The following is a 20,109-nucleotide window of genomic DNA, read 5'->3' as shown; positions in this document are numbered from 1 at the left end:
TGAAAGCTGACCACTGGCTTCTGATTGTTGAAAACGATCAAAACATCCTAAGTCAAGTAGGCAAAAATACAACTTTTAAAAAAACAGACAAAAAAGTGATATATTTAATCGCTGAAATCGATATTGTATTTCTAATTTTGCAAAAAAGCGCCTTATGGAAAAACTGTTGCCTAAAATTAAAAAAGAACTGGCTGAATATGGAATTGAATCAGTCGGCGAATTGTATTACAATCTTTCCTACGACGAATTATACAAACACGAAACCGACAAAAGTTTAGAAGGATACGAACGGGGGTTTGTAACTAATCTGGGAGCTGTGAACGTGGACACCGGCATTTTCACCGGACGTTCGCCCAAGGACAAATACGTGGTTTTCGAAGCGGAAAGCTCCGATAATATCTGGTGGGCTGGCGAAGGCCGGAAGGGAAGCGACAATAAACCCATCTCGCCGGAAATCTGGCAGGACCTTTTGGCCACCAGTCAGAAAGAGCTGAATTCAAACAGCAAGCTTTATGTAATGGATGCCTATCTGGGCGCCAATGAAAACACCCGTCTGAAAATCCGTGTTGTCACGGAAATAGCATGGGGAGCCCATTTTGTAAAGAACATGTTCATCCGTCCGTCGGACAGCGAACTTGAGAATTTCAAACCGGATTTTGTGATGCTGCATTCCTGCAAGACTGTGAATCCAAACTGGGAAAAGCAAAAGCTCAACAGCGATGTGTATGTGGCCTTTAATATCAAAGAGCGCATGGCTGTGGTTGGTGGAACCTGGTATGGTGGCGAAATCAAAAAAGGTTTCTTCAGCATCATGAATTATTTTCTGCCGCTGCGCGGAATGGCTGCCATGCATTGTTCGGCCAATATGGGCAAGAACGGCGACACCGCCATTTTCTTCGGACTGAGCGGAACGGGCAAAACAACGCTCTCGGCCGATCCCGAACGTTTCCTGATCGGAGATGACGAGCATGGCTGGGACGATGATGGCGTCTTTAATTTCGAAGGCGGCTGCTATGCAAAATGCATTAATCTTAGCAAGAAAAACGAACCCGATATTTACGAAGCCATTCGTCGCGATGCATTGCTCGAAAATGTGGTCTATGACGAAAAGACCGGTGAAATTGATTTTGCAGATCAAAGCAAAACCGAGAATACACGCGTTTCGTACCCGATTCATCATATTCGCAATATAGTTACACCTGTTTCCAGGGGCACCCATCCGAAGAAAGTTATTTTCCTTACAGCCGATGCTTTTGGAGTGCTGCCGCCGGTTGCCAAGCTTACACGCGACCAGGCCATGTATTATTTCATGAGTGGTTTCACCAGCAAGCTGGCCGGAACCGAACGAGGCGTGAAAGAACCGACACCAACATTTTCTGCATGTTTCGGCGCCGCTTTTCTGATGCTGCATCCTGCAATGTATGCGCAGGAGCTGGCAAAAAAAATGGATGAGCACAATGCCACCGCATATCTTGTAAACACAGGCTGGATCGAAGGTCCATATGGTACAGGACGTCGCATTGATTTGCCAAGTACCCGAAAAATTATCGATGCTATTATTGATGGCAGCATCGATGAAGCGCCGATGGAAGAAATGCCATTCTTCGGTTTGCAGATTCCAAAGCAGTTGGGCGATGTTGATCCAAAGATTCTGAATCCGCGCAAATCGTGGAAATATCCGGCTCAGTACGACAATCAGGCACAGATGCTGGCAGACAAATTCATTGAGAATTTCCAGAACTTTACTGACATCGACGAAGGCAAACGTCTGGTTGCTGCTGGCCCGCAGAATGCCATGATGAAACAATACTATGAGTATTACAAAGAGCGGATTGGCAAACTCGAAAAAAATCACGTGAAAGAATTGCAGCGTCTGAAAGATCAGATCTATATTCTGCAGAATGCTTTCAGCGAATACATTTCATTTAATTCCATCAATTCAACCTATAAAAAACGTGGTCTGAAGCGACATCTGCCGGTAAATATCTTCATTGATACCGATGATCAGAACAACATTGAAAAGGTACATGAAGCGTTGCTTGATATTCTCGAGGCCTCCGGATTTACGTTTTATAATCCCAACAAAAAGGCTGAGAAAGCAAGCGAGCGCATGGGGATTTCGAAGGAGCCGATGACCATGAAACAGGTGAATGATTGCATCGATGATATTTATCGGATGTTGATTGGAAACAGCGATAAAAACGTTGATCTTGGAAAAGCCATAATGCGTTTCAAATTTGAATCATCTTCTGCAATAAACATCATTCTGAAAACCGGGTCATTGCTGGTTGTAAAGACGTCCAACGCTGACGGCGGAGCAGAATTCCATGTGGCCAAATTACCAATTTCGGCACTGATTCATTTGGATAAACATCCTGAACTGCTTCAGGATCCCGAAGAAATCATCCGGGCTATGAATACTTTCAGTTTGTAATCTGAAGTAAAGGGTAAGGCGGGCTTCGAGAGAGGTCCGCTTTTTTTTTGCCGCCACCAAGGCACCAAGTCACTACAATCATTTACTACTGAGTTCCCGGCCGAAGCCAGCACCAGCTCAGCGCTTGATGCAGCATGCGAAGAGCCGGGATCTCCTCGAAAACTGTAGCTGCACCTCCGTTCTTTCTTCCGCGAATGAACGCAAATTTTCGCGAAGAAATTTCCTTTCCTCAGCAGGTCTTATGGACGCGAATGTGAATCAGCCTTCACCTGCGGTGAAAACTGATTCGGTGGGTCGCACAGAAAATGGCTCGCAGAGAGATTTGCCACGTAGGCACAAAAAAACTGAATATTGGACAAGGAAGTGAGAATGATAAAGGATTTATTACATCAAATTGACTTCTTACTTCATACTTCCTTGTTCCTTGTTCAGAGTTCTTAGGTGCCGTGATCTCCCCGAAAACCTTCGAAGCATTTTTACCGCAAACTGATTACTCTCTGCCGATAAAACAAAATATTTGCATTTCGGAATGCAAGCTGTTATATTTGAACTTCGTATAAAAAAATGTTCAGAAAATGTATATAAAATTGTAGTCTATGAAGAAATTTCTACTCCTCACATTCATTCTTATCACATCACAGCTTTCAGCACAGGATCTGCAGTTTCAGTGGGTGAAACAGATTCCCGGAGCTGTCCGCATGGTCACAGACTCACATGATAATTTGTACATTGCAGGCACATTTGCCGACACATTAAGCTATCAGGGAAACGTACTTATCTGCGACAGCGCTGATGGTTCATACGACGCATTTGCAGCCAAGTTCGACAGTCTTGGAAACATGCTTTGGGCAAGGCAGATCAGTGGCTGGGATATGGAAGACATTCAGGATATTTGTGTTGATAATGATGATAATCTGATTATCAGCGCCATGTTTACATACACTGCCATCATTGAGAATGACACAGTTACCGGAAATTACTGGGCTCATAACATTCTGCTGGTGAAGTATCTTTCTAACGGAGACCTTGACTGGTACAAGGTTCCTGTAACAACGGATTCCAGCTGTATTCACATTTACAAAACAGTTGTCGATAACGACAACAATATAGTGTTTTGCGGTGGCGGATCAACTCATGATATGCATTTCACCGACACAGTTCTCGATTTTAATGTAGCGCCTCGCTTTATGGCTAAGTTTTCTCCGGACGGTGATTTTATCTGGGTTAAGGGTCAGCAGCAAATTATTCATCAGATGGATATCGGGCCTTCGGGCGATATCATTTATATTTCCGACACACTCCTGATTAAAAGCGACCCCCAGGGCAATACGATCTGGACAAAACCTTTGTTTATTTCAGTTGTTCATAATGATGACCATGCTTTACTGGCGTTGGATGAGGCTGATAATATATACATGGCCGGAAGTTTTTATGATACAATTGTTGCTGGTACCGATGCATTTATTTCTTTAGGATACGGTGATATTTTGGTTGCAAAACTGGATTCAAATGGTAATTATATCTGGGGGTATCAATGTGGTGGCCCTCAAAACGACATACCAGACATGCTTTGTGTAAACAATGACAAAGTCGTGGTTGCAGGAAGCTTTCCGACAAAAATATATATTGAAAATGACAGCCTGTTCGCATTGGATCAATACCATTATTATCCAAATACTTTTATTGCCGGTTTTGACAATAATGGAAACTGGCTGTTCGATAATCTCATAGCAACAAAAAGAATCTGTTCAAATGCACTTATTTCCATGAATGATGCTATTTATGCAAGTGTCTTCTGTCGCGATACTACATTGTTTGATGGTGAAGCCTTTGTTCCGGATTCGGAATATGGTTCATTTGTTCTGGCGAAGCTTTATGGTATAACAGAGGGCATTCAGCAACTGAATATTGATTTCAGTATTTATCCCAATCCGTGCAGTGATTTCATTGAAGTCAGCGGCGTAAAAATCGGGCAGGGAACATATGCCGAAATTTTGAATATGAATGGACAAGTGTTGAGAAAATTCGAAATCGAAAATCCGGCAGAAAAAATGGATGTGCGATTTTTAGATCCCGGAATTTATATGTTGAAAATTTCGGACGATAAAATTTCAGTGACTCAGAAAATTCTAAAAATTTAAGTACTGAAATTTCGACTTAAAAATATCTGATTTGTCACAAATAAAATCTCTTTAAATCTTTTCGGATTTTTATAAATCGCAAATAGTATCTGTAAACAAAAGAATATCAATATGATACAAAGACTCGTTCAATTGAAACTTCGATTTATGGAGAAGTTTAAGGGCCATTTTGTTTTATGAATTTCTCTGGTCTATTGTCCTATAATTAATATTATGTCAAGTTGTTGTTTTGAATAAAGAGAAATCCATCCCCTTTGTTCTCCTAGAAATTTTTAACAATAAAGCTTCATTTTTCAATGCGAATCATTTTTTCTGACATTGTCCCCTTCGGTTTCGAAATGAAAAAAAAATCAAAATTGTAAGCGTTCAGTCAAGAAAATATTATTGTGAAATACGTTTTCATATCCTGATAAAAAATATTCAGCTGAAGCTCTTAAAATGACCTATTCTACACATTGTTCAGATGGCTGCCAGTTATACACGTACAGAAATATTTTGCAGGACTTTCGATACCTGCGCATATGCAAATCCTTAAGCTTTTTAGGTTTAATGGATAGATTATAAGGGGTGGGAATGAATGAGCTAAAAACGAGACCACTCGCCCGCTCTGTGCGCTACGCAAGTTGAAAGTTTTAAGTTGAAAGTGAAAAGGTATGTAAATATATGAGTAATAGCGAATGGCTGATCTTCGCTCTCGCTCTGATTCTCGTTCTGTTTTTTAAGACAGGTTCACAATCATAGAATACAACATACGCGACAGCTCGTCAGCATCAGATAAAAGTGCTTCATACTTGCTGGTTTCAAGAAGATTATCATCGTTCATTTCATCCAAAACCGCAACACATTCAAACAAGGAACCTCTGGCGACAACAAAAAAATGCTTTCGATCTGGTTTTGAAAAACGGCTTGAACCCTCAGCTATATTCAATATAACGCTAAATGAGGCTCTCCCCAACTGGTCTTTCACGTATCGCTCTAATTTAGTTTCACTTATGAAACTCTTCATTTGTTTGTGAAATAGTTTAGCTTTTTTATATACATCAAGCTTTTGAAAATCAAACTCTTTCATATAATTCAAAATATATAAAAAACAATAATCCTACAACGAGAATGAGTGTGAGAGCGAAGTAAAAAACAGAGTGGAAATTTCGCTCTCGCTCTCTTTCTCACTCTGTTTTTTGTAGCGGGGACGAGAGTTGAACTCGTGACCTACGGGTTATGAATCCGTCGCTCTAACCACCTGAGCTACCCCGCCATTTGGGAGTGCAAAAGTAATAAATCATTCCATTTTGGACAAAATATATTTACTTTGAAGAAAAATTTTCATGCGATACTCACTTCTTTTGCTCTCACTGATGGCAGGGTTGTCCGCTTCAGGGCAGGTTTTGAACATTGAACAACAGCGTATTATCACCGATACCACGGGTTGGTCCGGCACTGTTGGGTTTTCATCGTCGCTGACAAAAAACACTGAAACTTTGTTGTCGGTCAATATGAAAGATCATGTTCAGTACAAAACTGATTCGGCGCTTTATCTCATTTTTCTTGATTATGGACTTACAAAAAGTAAAGAATCGGACTTCGACAACGCCGGAACCCTGCACTTTCGTTATAACTATAAAATAAAGCCATATTTGACGTTTGAAGCATTTACTCAAGGTCAGTTCAACAAACTGCTCAATGTGCAATTCAGATGGCTTACAGGGTGCGGGCCGCGTTTTAAGGTCGTCGGGAAAAAGCATTTCCGGGTATATGCTGCAGCGTTATATATGTATGAATTTGAAGAAGTTGAATCTCCCCGCCTGTTTCACCGCGATCATCGTTTAAGCAACTATATTTCAGCTACCTGGAAGTTTAAATCCAGCGCCATCGTCACCAACACCTTGTATTATCAGCCATTAATCAGTTCCTTTGCCGATTATCGTTTATTCAATCAGTTCGACCTAAACTTTAAAATCACCAAAAATCTGTCGTTTACTACTTCATGGCGCTACTTCTTCGACTCCAATCCACCCGAAAACGTGGTGCACAGCACCCAGTTTCTGAGCAACGGAATTACTTATAAATTCTAAATGATTGCTAGAGATTAAACCAGTTTGTTACATTTGTAAACGTGCTTTTGCCGCTTTTGTGAACGAAGTCATTCTTGTGTGAATCATAGTTGTAGTCCTTAATCCACGATTCATGGTTTACAATTATACCTTGTAGTGCGTTACAAATGTAATCTATATTTTGGGCTGTCATGGTCGGGTGAAGTGACAGTCTTACCCACCCTGGTTTGAGTGACAGGTCGCCGTGATTGATCATGTCGGTAATATGCTGCGATTTCTCATGACTCACATCGAGCAGATAATGCCCATAGGTTCCGGCACAGGCACACCCACCCCGGACCTGAATGCCAAAACGGTCGTTCAGCAGCTTCACGATCAGATTGTAATGCATTTTTTCATGATAAAACGAAATCACGCCGATTCTTTTCCGGTGCTCGGTGGCAAGAATGTGAATTCCTTCCAATTTGTCGAAGCGCTCAAATGCCTGTGCAAGCAACTGATCTTCAGCAATATGAATATTTTTCGTTCCCATCAATTCTTTCAGCCGAATGACCAAAGCTGTTCGCATTGTTTGCAGAAATCCAGGCGTACCACCGTCTTCGCGTATCTCAATATCATCGATATACCGGTATTCGCCCCATGGATTGGTCCATTCTACGGTGCCACCGCCCGGATTGTCGGGGGCTTTGTTGCTGTAAAGTTTTCCATTGAAAATCAGTACCCCGCTCGATCCCGGACCTCCCAGAAATTTATGAGGACTGAAGAAAATGCCGTCCAGATCATGGCCTTCGGGACCCGGATGCATGTTGATGTCGCAATATGGAGCGGTGGCAGCGTAATCGGCAAAGCAGATACCGCCGTATTTGTGCATCAGCGCTGCCATTTCGTGAATCGGGGTTTCGATTCCGGTTACATTCGATCCGGCTGAAAATGAGCCAATGATGCGACGTCCCTGATATTTTTGTAATTCAGTTTCCAGATTGTTCAGATCAACAAGCATATCTTTGCCAGGCGGCACTACCACTACATCGGCAGCGGTTTCGTACCAGCTGGTATGATTGGAATGATGCTCCATATGGCTGATCAGCACCACCGGACGTTCATCGGTGCCTAAGCATTTTGATATATGGCTGATTTTGCCACAATATTTCAACCCAAGTATTCGCTGAAGTTTATTCACCGCGGCCGTCATACCAAAGCCAACCGGAAGAAAAACATCGCCGGGGCCAGCATTTACGTGCTTCTTGATAATATCGCGTGCGTGTTGGTAGGCGTGAGTCATCAACGTGCCGGTGGCGCTGGTTTCAGTATGTGTATTCCCTACCCACGGACCAATAACATCGGAAATGCGCTCCTCTATTGGCTTATACAGACGTCCGGATGCAATCCAGTCGGCGTAAATGAGCGGAAATTCTCCGTAGGGAGTTTTCAAAACGGCGTCGTCGCCTACAATGTTTTTGCGTATTTCTTCGAACGATTTCATTGGCGGAAATTGATTTCGCAACAAAAGTAAAAAAAAGCACCGGCAAATACCGGTGCTTTATATAAAATGAACAATCATTCTTTATTTGAACACCCCAAAGGCCCATAGAAGCCCTGCAACAACGGCAATACAACCAAGTGTAAAGAAGAAAATCTTCCAGAAGCTGTATGGACGTTCGCCTTGAACTTCGCCGGTGCGGCCATTAATGAGGAATCGGTAAATTTTGTTTTTAAAGCGATAGGCACTGATCCAGATCGGAAGCAGTAAATGCTTGAATGTCACATTGCTGTATTGTGTATTCAGCGAATAAATCTGTTGCTCATCGCCACCGATATCCTGCCTCACAAGGCTGCGGATTCCGGGTTCCATGAATTTTTTGGCAAGTTCAAAACCATTTTTCAGGTCAATCTGATAGGTCTCTGTTCTGAAACCGCTGAGATAGCGGTCGTCGAATGGGGCCAGATTTTCAAAATCCCATGGCTCCAGCTTGTTGACATATTTCATTGGCAATGAAGTCGATGCAACGACAAGTACATCATCGAAGAATTTAAAAACCGTACCTGAAACCGGTGTCCAGCGGGTTTTCTGAACCTGCCGGGTTTCGGTTTTCCCGTTCGAAGTGTAGGTTTCAGTCACATAGTAATGCGTTCCGCGTGCGCCGGTGTACCTGGATGTAGTATCCGAATCATAAGTCCAGAAAGGAATATACATTCCCTTCAATTTATCGGGCTGTGTTACATATTTTTTGAGCGAAGAAGGAGCAAACCAGAGTTTTTTAATCCATTTTAAAAAACCTTCGAAAGCTTCTTTTTGCGTTACCTTAAAAGGAAGAAGACTTTTCGGTTTTATGACTGTTGTGGTCGAGGACTCATTAACGACAATGGGCATGCCGCAGAAAGCGCAGGAGTCGCTGGCAATATTGGGCTGAAAAGTAGTAGAAGCACCGCAGCCCGAACATTTCACCGTAGCTATTTGAACCGTATCGGCATTCGTAGCGCCTTCCTGAACATATTGGTCAAAGTCAAGCTCGTCAATGGGCGCCTCTGCAGGAAAAATCTCGTTTTCCGCGTTACAATACTGACATTTCAAGTGGTTGGTGCCTGGTGCAAAATTGAGAACAGCACCGCAGTTGGTACATTTTGTTTCCAGCGTTTCGGCATGTTTTTCTTCAAATTCCGGAGAAAGATCACTCATATGATTTTCAGTTTTTATTATTAACAACAAACGAAGAACGTCCCACCGGAGCGGGACGTTTTATCAATTTTGGTTTATAACTGCGGCGGCATGGGAGGCGGAGTTACAGGAAAAATTCCTGCAATTGCCTGCACCTGACCTGCTGGTTCCCAGTTGGCCATTCCATTGGTCCACACCATGGTTTCCTTGGTGAGGGAGCCTTGCTGAACCATCTGCTGCAAAGTAGGCATCGGGAAAGGACCGGTTTGCTGTCCATTCACAGCCACAAAATACTGAATCAGCGGTGGTGGCGGAGCTTGTTGCTGTTGCTGATTTGGCTGATTGAGTGTTTGCGACATCTGGTTGGCCATCGCGAAGCCCATACCCATGCCCATTCCGGCACCGGCATCGCCACCAGGATTTTTGGCAGCTTCTTCAATAGCGTTGGCAGTCTGGAATTTGGTGAATTGATTCAAATCACCCACAATGCCCATGCTCGAACGCTTGTCGATCATCGCTTCAACTTCAGGCGGAAGCGAAATATTCTCGATCAAAAATTTGGTCAGATTCAAGCCATACTCATCGAGTTCAGGTTTAATATGCTCCTGAATTCCTTTCGAAAGCTCATTATAATTCGAGGCAAGATCGAGTACCGGAATCTTGGCTTCAGCAACATAGTCAGTGAAACGGGTCATGATAATATCTTTTATCTGACCTTCGATTTCGTCGGTAGTGAAAGCGCCATCGGTACCAGCAATTTCCTTAATGAATTTGGCCGGATCGCCTACTCTGAACTGATAGTTTCCGAAAGCACGGAGGCGCACCATTCCGAATTCAGCATCACGCATCATGATGGGATTTTTCGTTCCCCATTTGCGGTCGGTGAAATTCTTGGTATTGATAAAATAAACTTCGGCCAGGAAAGGGCTGTTGAAACCGTATTTCCATCCTTTCAGAGTAGAAAGAATAGGGACATTCTGAGTTTCAAGGGTGTACATGCCAGGTCCAAAGACATCGGCAATCTGGCCTTCGTTGATGAACACAGCCATTTGTGATTCGCGAACAGTAAGTTTCGCGCCGTATTTTATCTGGTTGTTAAACCTTTCAAATCGGTGAATAATAGTATCATTGGTCGGATCGAGCCATTGAATGATATCAATAAATTCGCCTTTAATTTTTCCGAGAAGTCCCATATTCGTTGTTTTTTTTACAAATATATTTCTTTTTTACATCCATAGACATGATTTTGCATTTTTTTCTCGCTTAAGAGTTGCTGTTTTTCGCAAAGCATTCAAATTTCCTCTCGCAGAGAGCACAAAATAATGTCTCGCAGAGAACGCAGTGACGCAGAGAGATTTTACAAAAGTCGCGCGCAGAGAGCGCAGTAACGCAGAGAAATTACATTATTATCTCGCAGAGAGCGCAATGACGCATTTTGCATATTCAAAGGTGCTTCACGTGAAACGTGACACATCGCACACCTTGTTCCTGGAGCGGAGTTTATCCCGCCCAGCGGGGCCCAAGGGCTAACAAATTATTGCGCTGGAATTTACTCCACAGGAGGCGGAGGCGCATCTGATGGAGCTTCGCATCTTATTTTTAACGCCTTCGGCAACTCAACACTCATAACTACTAACGCCTATCGCATGATTCGTATCTCGTATTTTATATTTCTAAATGTCAATCATATTCCCACATTTGCGAAGCGCACATCGGCGAACGAGTCACGTTTTACGTGAGCCGCACATTTCCACATTTTCCACATTAGCACATTAAATTGTATTTTTGCATCAAACTATTTAAAACATGCTCTTTCAATTCAACCCTGACGAGAATTTCAGTAAAAACAATGGAATTTTCGGATTGCCAAAAGATGAAAAGAATGCGAAAATTCTGATAATACCTGTTCCCTGGGACGTGACAACATCGTACCGGGAAGGCACAGCATACGCACCTGAAGCCATTCTTGAAGCATCGTATCAGATCGATCTGTTTGATACAATGGTTCCAGATGAGTGGCAGAAAGGTATTTTTTATGCGCCTTTCGAGGATTGGATCATGGATCTGAATTCATTCGAACGACGCAAGTCGAAAACCATAATCGACCATCGCGAAAACAGCGACGAGCCTCTTCCAGAGCGACTTAAAAGAGCCCAGGAAGAAGTAAACAATGCTTGTATTCAGATGAATTCCTATGTTTCAGCCAAAGTAAATAAATGTCTGGCCTTCGATAAAATTCCGGCTGTGTTGGGTGGCGAGCATAGTGTGAGCTTCAGTGCTATTGCTGAAACAGCAAAAAAATATCCTGGCTTAGGCGTGCTTCAATTTGATGCCCATGCCGATCTGCGCAAGCATTATCTTGATTTTCAGTTTTCACATGCTTCGGTCATGCGCAACGTGATTGAAAATGTGCCCGAAGTTGGAAAACTGGTTCAGGTAGCTGTGCGAGATCTCTGCACCGACGAAGCCAATTTTGCTGCAGCTTCGGAAAAAATTGAGACTTTTTACAATACAGCCATGGTCCATCGAATGTTTGAAGGCGAAACCTGGAAAACAATCACCGAAGAAATTGTGGCGGCTTTACCGCAGCAGGTGTATATTTCATTCGATATTGACGCATTGAAGCCATCGCTGTGCCCGCATACCGGAACACCTGTGCCCGAAGGACTTACGTTTGAACAGGCTGCGTATGTATTGAAAAAACTGGTTCAGAGCGGACGTCAGATTGTTGGCTTCGATTTGGTTGAAGTTGGACCTGATCATCAGAATCAGTGGGACGAAACGGTCGGCTGTCGCCTGCTCTATCAGCTTTGTATTCACGCACTTGCATCGCAGAAATAGACGTTACAATCGTTACGCGTTACAAACGTTACAAGCGTTACACGTTACAGGCGTTACAAATTTTCAAATTATCACACTTTCAAATTTTCAAATCAGCAGCAAATAAGTACATTAGCACAATTCCGACTCAACTTTATTCTCACAGCTTAAAGCTACTTAACCTTGACCTTAACCTCAACCTCAGAATTCCTCGCAGCATATGAAGGCATTTAAACCCAATCTGAAAGACCTTGATATTGACAATCTGACTACATTTTTATCAGATTTTATCACTGAAAAGCGACTGGAGCGGATTAACGACGTTGCCTCGAAACGCACGCGGCATTTTGCGGTTGCACTCGAAAATTTGTTTCAGGGACACAATGCAAGCGCAGTTCTGCGAACTTGTGATTGTTTTGGAATTCAGAATGTTTTTGCCATTGAAAATGTGTATAAATTTCAACCTAATGAAGAGATTGCGTTGGGTGCCGAAAAGTGGCTCAATATCAATAACTTCAGTGGTGATAATGCAGTTGATGAATGCTATGCAGAACTGCGCCGGCAGGGGTATGCCATTGCAGCCACCACTCCGCACGGAAATCCGGTTCTTGTTGATGAAATTGACGTTAGTCGGCCGCTGGCGCTTATTTTCGGCACCGAAAAAGAAGGATTATCTGAAAAAGCCTTGCAGGGCGCAGATTTCACCGTTGCTTTGCCCATGTATGGTTTTACAGAAAGCTTCAATATTTCGGTTTCGGCCGCCTTATTCATGCAAAAAATTGTCGATAAGTCCATATCGTTGAATATCAATCGTTTTATTGATGAAAGCGAACGAAAATTGCTTGTCGCCCAATGGATTCTGAAAACTGTCAGCGACCCGGAAGGATTGATGAAGAAGTACATGGAGATGCATAAGGCATGAGGCTTGCGGCATAGGGCATGAGGCATGCGGTAAGCGGCATGAAGCGGCCTCGCTCACTGTCACGGATTGCAAATCCGCGCCATGTATTGTATGCTGACAAGCTGAAAACAAAAACTAATTGATTGATTCTTCATTATTTATTTGGCGAAATAAGAAAATATTTCTACTTTTGCAGCCCATTTACAAAAACACCCTATTGTCTGAGAACCAGACAAGGAAAGGAGAAAAATTAATGAGTGACGAACTTAACAAAACAGAAAACACTAACCTAGAGGAGCAGCAGCCAGCTCTGGAAACACCGGCTGCAACAACCGCAGTAGTTGAAGAATTCAATTGGGATGCGATCGGAAAGAAAGACCAGATTTATTCAGCTGCAGAGCGTGAAAAACTGGAAGGTCTCTACGTAAAAACCCTGAGCCAGATTACAGAAAAAGAAGTGATTGATGGTACCGTCATTGCCAAAACCGATCGCGAAATTTTCGTAAACATCGGCTTCAAATCCGACGGTGTTATCGCCGCCAACGAACTTCGTTACAATCCCGATCTGAAAATCGGTGATGTTATTGAAGTTTATGTTGAAAGTCAGGAAGATGGCACTGGACAGCTTATCCTGTCGCACAAAAAAGCGCGCCTGCTCAAGGCATGGGATCGCATCAACGTGCTGTATGAAACCGGCGAAGTCATCAAAGGTGAGGTTAAATGCCGCACCAAGGGTGGTCTTATTGTCGACGTATTCGGCATTGAGGCATTCCTCCCGGGTTCACAGATCGATGTGAAACCAATCCGCGATTACGACGTTTTTGTCGGTAAAATCATGGATTTCAAAATTGTGAAAGTCAACAATGAATTCAAAAACGTTGTTGTTTCTCACAAAGCGCTTATCGAAGACGAACTCGAAGCCCAGAAGGCAGAAATCATTGCCAAGCTCGAAAAAGGTCAGGTACTCGAAGGTACAGTCAAAAACATCACATCCTATGGCGTATTTATCGACCTGGGTGGTGTTGATGGTCTTATCCACATTACCGATCTTAGCTGGGGACGTATCAATCGCCCGGAAGAAATTGTTGAACTTGACCAGAAACTCAATGTGGTTATTCTCGATTTCGACGAAAGCAAAAAACGTATCGCTCTTGGTCTGAAACAGCTCACCGCCCATCCTTGGGATTCACTCGACACCGAACTCAAAGTTGGTGACAAGGTGAAAGGTCGTGTTGTTGTTCTGGCTGACTATGGTGCATTTGTAGAAATTGCTACCGGCGTTGAAGGTCTCATCCACGTTTCTGAAATGTCATGGTCACAACATCTCCGTTCGGCTCAGGATTTCCTGAAAGTCGGTGACGAAGTTGAAGCCATCATTCTCAGTCTCGACCGCGAAGAGCGCAAAATGTCTCTCGGCATCAAACAACTTATACCCGATCCATGGGTAGATATTAAAGATCGTTACCCGATCAATTCACGTCATAAAGCAACTGTCCGCAATTTCACCAACTTTGGTGTCTTCGTTGAACTCGAAGAAGGTGTTGACGGACTTATTCACATCAGCGACCTCTCATGGTCAAAGAAAATCAAGCACCCGGCCGAATTCACCAAAATCGGTGAAGAAATCGAAGTGGTTGTGCTCGATGTTGATGTTGAAAACCGCCGCCTGAGTCTCGGTCACAAACAGCTGGAAGAAAATCCATGGGATGTGTTCGAAACCATTTTCTCGATCGATTCCATTCATAAAGGAACCATCATTGAGAAGAATGACAAAGGTGCTGTAGTTTCTCTGCCTTATGGTGTTGAAGGATACGCTCCTAACCGTCACTTGCAGAAAGAAGATGGCAGCAAAGCTGAAATGGACGAAGTACTCGATTTCAAAGTGATAGAATTCTCAAAGGAATCACGTAAAATCGTTGTTTCACACAGCAAAATCTTCCAGGAAGTGAAAGAAGACAGAAAACGCGAAGCTCCTGAAAAAAGACAGGACGATTCTTTCTCGAAAGCAAAACCGAACGCTGATAAGGAAACCCTTGGCGATCTCGATATCTTTGCCAACCTGAAAGGAACTAAAAAAGCTCCTAAAGCTACTCCCGAAGACGGCAGCGAAGGAGAAGAATAGTTTTCTTCCATTATTATAAGAGCCTGCAGAAATGCGGGCTTTTTTTTTATGGCTGGCCACAAGGGCACAAAGACACCAGACGATATAAGATATCAGATTGGTGCCCTTCGACAAGCTCAGGGTAGTAATTTTAGATTTTTGAAGTGATTCCAGATGTTTTGAATTATGAATCAAAACATTCTTTGAAGTGCCTTTAAAAACTTGATAACTTTCTACTTTATAAACTCAGTTGTGCCGGGATATCATGACGCCTTCGTGTCTTTACGGCATAATCACACCTCCATGGCGCGGCCCTGATAGCCTTCGGGGTGTATCACTGTCATAATCACAATAGTCTCTCCCAAAAACTTGGGATATTCATACCTGAAAAATTTATCTTTCGGTTGCAACTTCTTCCTTAATTTTATAATCTGATATAAAAAGTTGTTATATTTGCACTAAACAAAAATCCTATGAAAAGAATTTTCACCCTGATTGCTGGTTTATCTCTGGTTGCTGCTGTTAATGCTCAACCATGCATTCCTAACAATTCATACACTTCGCCTGGGTTTTATCCGGATACCGTTACCAACCTGCCTCCTGTTCCTGTAGGAGTTGCCTACTCGGGTGTAATTACAGCGGTTATTCCTACTGATACCGTGTACATGACTTACGCTGCGGATATTGATTCTGTTGGAGTTACTGATATTCAGGGACTCCCTGCTGGTTTCACATGGGCAGCCAATACTGTTTCAGCATTTTTTCATGGGGGCGATTCTGGTTGTGTTGCAATTACTGGTACAGCAACTGCCGGACAAGTCGGTACCTACCCTCTTGTTGTGAAAGGCATGATTCATTTAACGGCAATGACAATGCCGTTCCAGGTTCCTCAAGATGTCAATGGTTACAAACTCGTGATTGGAACTGTTGGTTTTGGCGAAAATGACTATTATTCATTCGGCGTTACCGATCTGTATCCCAATCCTGCCGCTGATGTTGCTAACATCGTGGTTACCAATAATGAAACTTCGGTTGTGGCTGTAAACATTACGGATATGATTGGTCGCAATGTTTCATCCACCAGTCACAAAGTGAATGCCGGTGAAAATACCATTGCATTGAATGTCGCTTCGCTGCCAGAAGGTGTATACTTTTATTCTGTAACCAAGGGAGCTCAATCAGTTGCCCGTAAGCTAATTATCAACCGATAAATGTCATTTAGTCTCACCGTCATAGGGTCCGGATCCGGAGCCCCGTTGCCGGGTAGATTTACAAGCGCTCAGGTACTCAATGTGCATGAGCGTTTTGTTTTAATCGACTGCGGCGAAGGCACACAGATCAATCTGCGTCGCTTCGGAATCAATTTCAACCGTATCGAACTCATTTTGATTTCGCACCTGCATGGCGATCATTACCTCGGATTGCCCGGATTGCTCAACACCTTTCATCTGCTTGGACGTAAGAAAGAGCTTCATATTGTTGGTCATCACAAGCTGAAAGAGCTGCTCGACTACAATTTTGGTATGGCGGGCTTCGTTCCCAAGTATCCTATTCATTTTCATGATATCGATGATATGAAACCAGGGGAAAATATTGATTTCGATGATTTTTCTGTCAAAGTTTTTCCGCTCAAACACCGCATTCCAGCCTCTGGTTTCCGCATAACCGAAAAGCCGCGTCAGGAAAAGATCAAAAAGGATTTTATTGAAAAATATAGTCCCGATTACGATCAAATTCATGCAATTCTTCGGAGCGAGCCATTTTTTGATGCCAGCGGCAAAGAAGTTCCTCGCGACGAAATTGTTATGCAGCCTGCCCTGCCCCGCTCTTTTGCCTATGTTTCGGACACCGTATTCGATCGCAGCATGATTCCGTTTATTCAAGGAGCCGACTTGCTGTATCACGAAACTACCTATGATAAATCACTGCAGAATTCAGCAGCCGAAAAAATGCACGCCACCTCGGTCGATGCCGCAACCATAGCCGTCGAAGCCGGAGTGAAGAAACTGCTGATCGGGCATTTTTCGTCGCGCTATCGCACCCCGGAGTTGCTGTTGGAAGAAGCAAGGAAAATATTTCCTGAAACGGTGGCTGCTGAAGATGGGCTGATCATTAATTTGTCAAATTAAATCAGTTTAAGGTAACAAATAATTTACAATTTCGTTTATCTTTGAATGTTTTTAGACGAATTTAAACGCGTTTCAATATTAATAGATCGGCAATTTAACCAACCTCATCATGAAAAAAATAATACTTTGTTTTACAGCTTTTGTGCTGATTTCGTCAGTTGGCCATGGTCAGATTGTTACTAGCCTGAGTTCAAATTTTGTTGCTTTGGTAGACAGTTTCATCATGACCGGTGTTTCGGTTTCAAACGTTCAATACACCGGCGATTCAATGGCCAGCGGATCCTTTTCCAATGGAATTACGTCTAATCTGAATATTGACCATGGCATTATTCTGACAACCGGGTCGTTAACCGGGTCTCCAGCAATCGGTTCACCAGTAAGCAATTTTGCATCTACCACAAATTCACAGCCTGGCGATAGTTTGCTCGATTTGCTGATTCCGGGCTATTCAACCTACGATGCCAGTGTCCTCGAGTTCGATCTGGTGCCAGTGGGATCTGTGCTTCAATTTGAATTTGTTTTTGCATCTGAAGAATATCTCGAATGGGTTAACTCTTCTTTTAACGATGTTTTTGGATTCTTCATCAGCGGCCCTGACACTGCGGGTAATTATTACGATAATATGAATGTAGCTTTGGTTCCGGGAACAACCATGCCTGTGTCAATCAACAATGTAAATGATTCATTAAACTCGGGTTATTATATTAATAATGAAATACTTGGCGGTACCGGATTTGTATATGATGGTTATACCACTACCATTACTGTTACTATTCAGGTTGTTCCCATGGCAAGCTATCATCTGAAGTTGGCTATAGCAGATGCCGGCGACGAAATATACGATTCCGGAATTTTACTTGAGTCTCCGAGTTTGCGAAGTTATAATTTGGCAACAGGCTTTGAAACGTCCAGTAACAATACAAACGTCTACCCCAACCCGATGCAGCAGAATTCGGTTCTGACTCTGAATATGCAGGAAGCCGGAGAGGTAAACATTTGCATATTTGATGCTACCGGTACTATTATCAGTACTTATGAAGAAAGTGCCGAAGCAGGAACATTACAGGTACCTGTTGGCCAGCTTTTAGGTAATGTATCTGCAGGAGTTTATTATGCCAGCATTCAGATGGCTGATCAGCAAGCAGTTATTAAACTGGTGCGGTAATGCGGCAAATGGGATTGCGGCATCGTCCGCTGGCGCTCCCGATACCGCGGACCCGACGGGGGGGGCTTTCAGACAAAACCATCGCACTCTGTGCGCTGAGTTTTTTGCATTTGCCCGGACTATTGAACCTTTCACTAACGCGGATTTGTAATCCGTGATAGTGATTACAAGCGGCAAATGGGATTGCGGCATCGTCCGCTGGCGCTCCCGATACCGCGGACCCGACGGGGGGCTTTCAGACAAAACCATCGCACTCTGTGCGCTGAGTTTTTTACTCTCAGTCCTGCCTTCGTAACTTCGTTCCGGGCTAGCCTGAGAGCAAAAAACCATTTCCTTTCGGAAATGGTTTTGTTTGAGCGGCAAATGGGGCTCGAACCCACGACCCTCAGCTTGGGAAGCTGATGCTCTACCACTGAGCTACTGCCGCAGATGCGGGTTTCAGAAAACGGAGATGCTATTTGACTAACAATTCGACTAACAAATTCTACCCCGTAATTCTGCAAAGGCAAAAATACTTACATTTTTTATTTCAGTAACAGATTTTGATTTGTTTTTTAAGGTGTTTCGTGTATTTTTGTACCTAAATAATTTAACTGCATTCATGAATATCAAATTCTTCCTGCTGCCGCTGCTTGTTTTATTGACAATATTTAGCAACCAAGTATCATCTCAAAACGACGATAAACGCTCCGATGTTTATTTTACAGAAGATATTTCACCCGAAGGCGTCATGAAACTCTTTACGTATTTTAAAGACAGCGTCCGTGGCAATGTTGGCATTAAAGTACATTTCGGGGAGGATGGCAATGCCTATTACTTGCCGGCAACGCTGGTAGAGCCGCTTTGCAAAGAACTGAATGCAACGCTGATTGAAACCAATGTGGCTTATAAAGGTCGCCGGCATGAAACGACAACTCATAAAGAACTGGCCAAAGATCACGGCTTTACTTTTGCGCCCATCGATATTCTCGATGATGGCGGAACCCTGATGCTGCCTATCGAGGGAAGCACCTGGTTCGATTCGGCCCGCATTGGAAAAAACATCGAAAACTACGAAACCATCATCTATTTCACTCATTTCAAAGGTCATGGCAGTGCGGGTTTCGGTGGATGTATCAAAAACGTTTCGATGGGTATGGCCACCATTGAAGGGAAAAAGCTGATGCATTTCAACAATTTTCCGAAAACCGACAATTCAAAGTGTACGCGTTGTGGTGTTTGTGTGGCCGATTGTCCTTCAGGCGCAATTACACTGAATCCTTTGACCATTGATAAGGAAAAATGCATTGGATGCGGTAAATGCATCTCTTCGTGCCATTTCGATGCTATCAGCAATCCTGAAGCAGCCGACAAAACCCAGCGTTTTCTGGAAGGGTTGGTTGAATATGCCAAACCTGTTTGCGAAATGAAAAATTCACTGTATTTCAATGTGATCATGAATGTTTCGCCCAGTTGCGATTGCTCAGGTAATCCCAAAAAGCCTTTTGTATCCGACATCGGTATACTGATTTCGACTGATATTGTAGCTATTGAAACCGCTGCGCACGATCTGGTCGATAAAGCCCATAAATGCGATGACGCCTTTCTGAAAGCCAACTCAGTGAGCGGAAAGCATCAGATTGAATATGCTGCGAAAATGGGCATGGGCAATAAAAAATATCGGCTCATTAACATCGACAAATAATTCACAAACAAATAGTTAATTGATTCC

General features: G+C 43.1%; 14 protein-coding genes and 2 tRNA genes. 10 read left to right on the top strand and 6 right to left on the bottom strand.

What is annotated here, in order from left to right; all coding sequences use genetic code 11:
* Positions 1–154 precede the first annotated feature (154 nt).
* Both A2W93_16205 and A2W93_16200 read left to right on the top strand, forming a co-directional pair.
* Positions 155–2,434 (top strand): phosphoenolpyruvate carboxykinase (ATP), encoded by a 2,280-nt coding sequence (locus A2W93_16205; protein ID OFY54265.1) that lies wholly within the window; start codon positions 155–157, stop codon positions 2,432–2,434.
* Between the two features lie 596 nt (positions 2,435–3,030).
* Positions 3,031–4,575 (top strand): hypothetical protein, encoded by a 1,545-nt coding sequence (locus A2W93_16200; protein ID OFY54264.1) that lies wholly within the window; start codon positions 3,031–3,033, stop codon positions 4,573–4,575.
* A 718-nt stretch (positions 4,576–5,293) separates the two neighbouring features.
* Here A2W93_16200 and A2W93_16195 read toward each other — a convergent pair.
* Together A2W93_16195 and A2W93_16190 are read right to left on the bottom strand one after the other, a co-directional pair.
* Positions 5,294–5,644 (bottom strand): four helix bundle protein, encoded by a 351-nt coding sequence (locus A2W93_16195; protein ID OFY54263.1) that lies wholly within the window; start codon positions 5,642–5,644, stop codon positions 5,294–5,296.
* Between the two features lie 109 nt (positions 5,645–5,753).
* Positions 5,754–5,830: transfer RNA gene (locus A2W93_16190), tRNA-Met, on the bottom strand.
* Between the two features lie 100 nt (positions 5,831–5,930).
* On the opposite strand from A2W93_16190, the gene A2W93_16185 reads away from it, so the two are divergent.
* On the top strand, positions 5,931–6,647 hold the full coding sequence (locus tag A2W93_16185; GenBank protein OFY54262.1) for a hypothetical protein: 717 nt from the start codon (positions 5,931–5,933) through the stop codon (positions 6,645–6,647).
* A gap of 7 nt (positions 6,648–6,654) precedes the next feature.
* Here the strand turns inward: A2W93_16185 and A2W93_16180 are convergent, their stop codons facing one another.
* The 3 genes from A2W93_16180 to A2W93_16170 all read right to left on the bottom strand — a co-directional run bounded on the left by A2W93_16180 (position 6,655) and on the right by A2W93_16170 (position 10,475).
* Positions 6,655–8,109: a selenocysteine lyase gene (locus tag A2W93_16180; GenBank protein OFY54261.1), complete on the bottom strand. Its 1,455-nt coding sequence runs from the start codon at positions 8,107–8,109 to the stop codon at positions 6,655–6,657.
* Positions 8,110–8,190: 81 nt separating this feature from the next.
* Positions 8,191–9,303 (bottom strand): hypothetical protein, encoded by a 1,113-nt coding sequence (locus A2W93_16175; GenBank protein OFY54260.1) that lies wholly within the window; start codon positions 9,301–9,303, stop codon positions 8,191–8,193.
* A gap of 74 nt (positions 9,304–9,377) precedes the next feature.
* Positions 9,378–10,475, bottom strand: a complete 1,098-nt coding sequence (locus A2W93_16170) for an antifreeze protein (GenBank protein OFY54259.1) — start codon at positions 10,473–10,475, stop codon at positions 9,378–9,380.
* Positions 10,476–11,088: 613 nt separating this feature from the next.
* On the opposite strand from A2W93_16170, the gene A2W93_16165 reads away from it, so the two are divergent.
* The 6 genes from A2W93_16165 (at position 11,089) to A2W93_16140 (ending at position 18,398) form a co-directional block, all read left to right on the top strand.
* Positions 11,089–12,123: a hypothetical protein gene (locus tag A2W93_16165; GenBank protein ID OFY54258.1), complete on the top strand. Its 1,035-nt coding sequence runs from the start codon at positions 11,089–11,091 to the stop codon at positions 12,121–12,123.
* A gap of 199 nt (positions 12,124–12,322) precedes the next feature.
* The gene (locus A2W93_16160; protein ID OFY54257.1) at positions 12,323–13,024 is read left to right on the top strand and encodes a hypothetical protein; all 702 of its coding nucleotides are present in this window, start codon (positions 12,323–12,325) and stop codon (positions 13,022–13,024) included.
* A gap of 289 nt (positions 13,025–13,313) precedes the next feature.
* The gene (locus A2W93_16155) at positions 13,314–15,125 is read left to right on the top strand and encodes a 30S ribosomal protein S1 (protein ID OFY54295.1); all 1,812 of its coding nucleotides are present in this window, start codon (positions 13,314–13,316) and stop codon (positions 15,123–15,125) included.
* A 452-nt stretch (positions 15,126–15,577) separates the two neighbouring features.
* Positions 15,578–16,315, top strand: coding sequence for a hypothetical protein (locus tag A2W93_16150; protein OFY54256.1), 738 nt, complete (start codon positions 15,578–15,580; stop codon positions 16,313–16,315).
* Positions 16,316–17,233 (top strand): ribonuclease Z, encoded by a 918-nt coding sequence (locus tag A2W93_16145; protein OFY54255.1) that lies wholly within the window; start codon positions 16,316–16,318, stop codon positions 17,231–17,233. It begins immediately after the preceding gene.
* A gap of 109 nt (positions 17,234–17,342) precedes the next feature.
* Entirely contained in the window at positions 17,343–18,398 is a 1,056-nt protein-coding gene (locus tag A2W93_16140; GenBank protein ID OFY54254.1) for a hypothetical protein, read from the top strand.
* A 352-nt stretch (positions 18,399–18,750) separates the two neighbouring features.
* Here the strand turns inward: A2W93_16140 and A2W93_16135 are convergent.
* Positions 18,751–18,825, bottom strand: a tRNA-Gly gene (locus A2W93_16135).
* 174 nt (positions 18,826–18,999) lie between these two features.
* On the opposite strand from A2W93_16135, the gene A2W93_16130 reads away from it, so the two are divergent.
* Positions 19,000–20,082: a hypothetical protein gene (locus A2W93_16130; GenBank protein ID OFY54253.1), complete on the top strand. Its 1,083-nt coding sequence runs from the start codon at positions 19,000–19,002 to the stop codon at positions 20,080–20,082.
* The last annotated feature ends 27 nt before the right edge of the window (positions 20,083–20,109 follow it).

The sequence above is a fragment of the Bacteroidetes bacterium GWF2_43_63 genome (genome assembly GCA_001769275.1).
Lineage (GTDB): Bacteria > Bacteroidota > Bacteroidia > Bacteroidales > DTU049 > GWF2-43-63.
Note: the sequence above shows the minus strand (reverse complement) of the source record. Positions and strands in the feature narration are given on the sequence as shown.

What these genes read in the sequence shown, in the direction of transcription:
- A2W93_16205 (OFY54265.1), top strand. Translation starts at nt 155, where the DNA reads ATGGAAAAACTGTTGCCTAAAATTAAAAAAGAACTGGCTGAATATGGA.
- A2W93_16200 (OFY54264.1), top strand. Translation starts at nt 3,031, where the DNA reads ATGAAGAAATTTCTACTCCTCACATTCATTCTTATCACATCACAGCTT.
- A2W93_16195 (OFY54263.1), bottom strand. Translation starts at nt 5,644, where the DNA reads ATGAAAGAGTTTGATTTTCAAAAGCTTGATGTATATAAAAAAGCTAAA.
- A2W93_16185 (OFY54262.1), top strand. Translation starts at nt 5,931, where the DNA reads ATGGCAGGGTTGTCCGCTTCAGGGCAGGTTTTGAACATTGAACAACAG.
- A2W93_16180 (OFY54261.1), bottom strand. Translation starts at nt 8,109, where the DNA reads ATGAAATCGTTCGAAGAAATACGCAAAAACATTGTAGGCGACGACGCC.
- A2W93_16175 (OFY54260.1), bottom strand. Translation starts at nt 9,303, where the DNA reads ATGAGTGATCTTTCTCCGGAATTTGAAGAAAAACATGCCGAAACGCTG.
- A2W93_16170 (OFY54259.1), bottom strand. Translation starts at nt 10,475, where the DNA reads ATGGGACTTCTCGGAAAAATTAAAGGCGAATTTATTGATATCATTCAA.
- A2W93_16165 (OFY54258.1), top strand. Translation starts at nt 11,089, where the DNA reads ATGCTCTTTCAATTCAACCCTGACGAGAATTTCAGTAAAAACAATGGA.
- A2W93_16160 (OFY54257.1), top strand. Translation starts at nt 12,323, where the DNA reads ATGAAGGCATTTAAACCCAATCTGAAAGACCTTGATATTGACAATCTG.
- A2W93_16150 (OFY54256.1), top strand. Translation starts at nt 15,578, where the DNA reads ATGAAAAGAATTTTCACCCTGATTGCTGGTTTATCTCTGGTTGCTGCT.
- A2W93_16145 (OFY54255.1), top strand. Translation starts at nt 16,316, where the DNA reads ATGTCATTTAGTCTCACCGTCATAGGGTCCGGATCCGGAGCCCCGTTG.
- A2W93_16140 (OFY54254.1), top strand. Translation starts at nt 17,343, where the DNA reads ATGAAAAAAATAATACTTTGTTTTACAGCTTTTGTGCTGATTTCGTCA.
- A2W93_16130 (OFY54253.1), top strand. Translation starts at nt 19,000, where the DNA reads ATGAATATCAAATTCTTCCTGCTGCCGCTGCTTGTTTTATTGACAATA.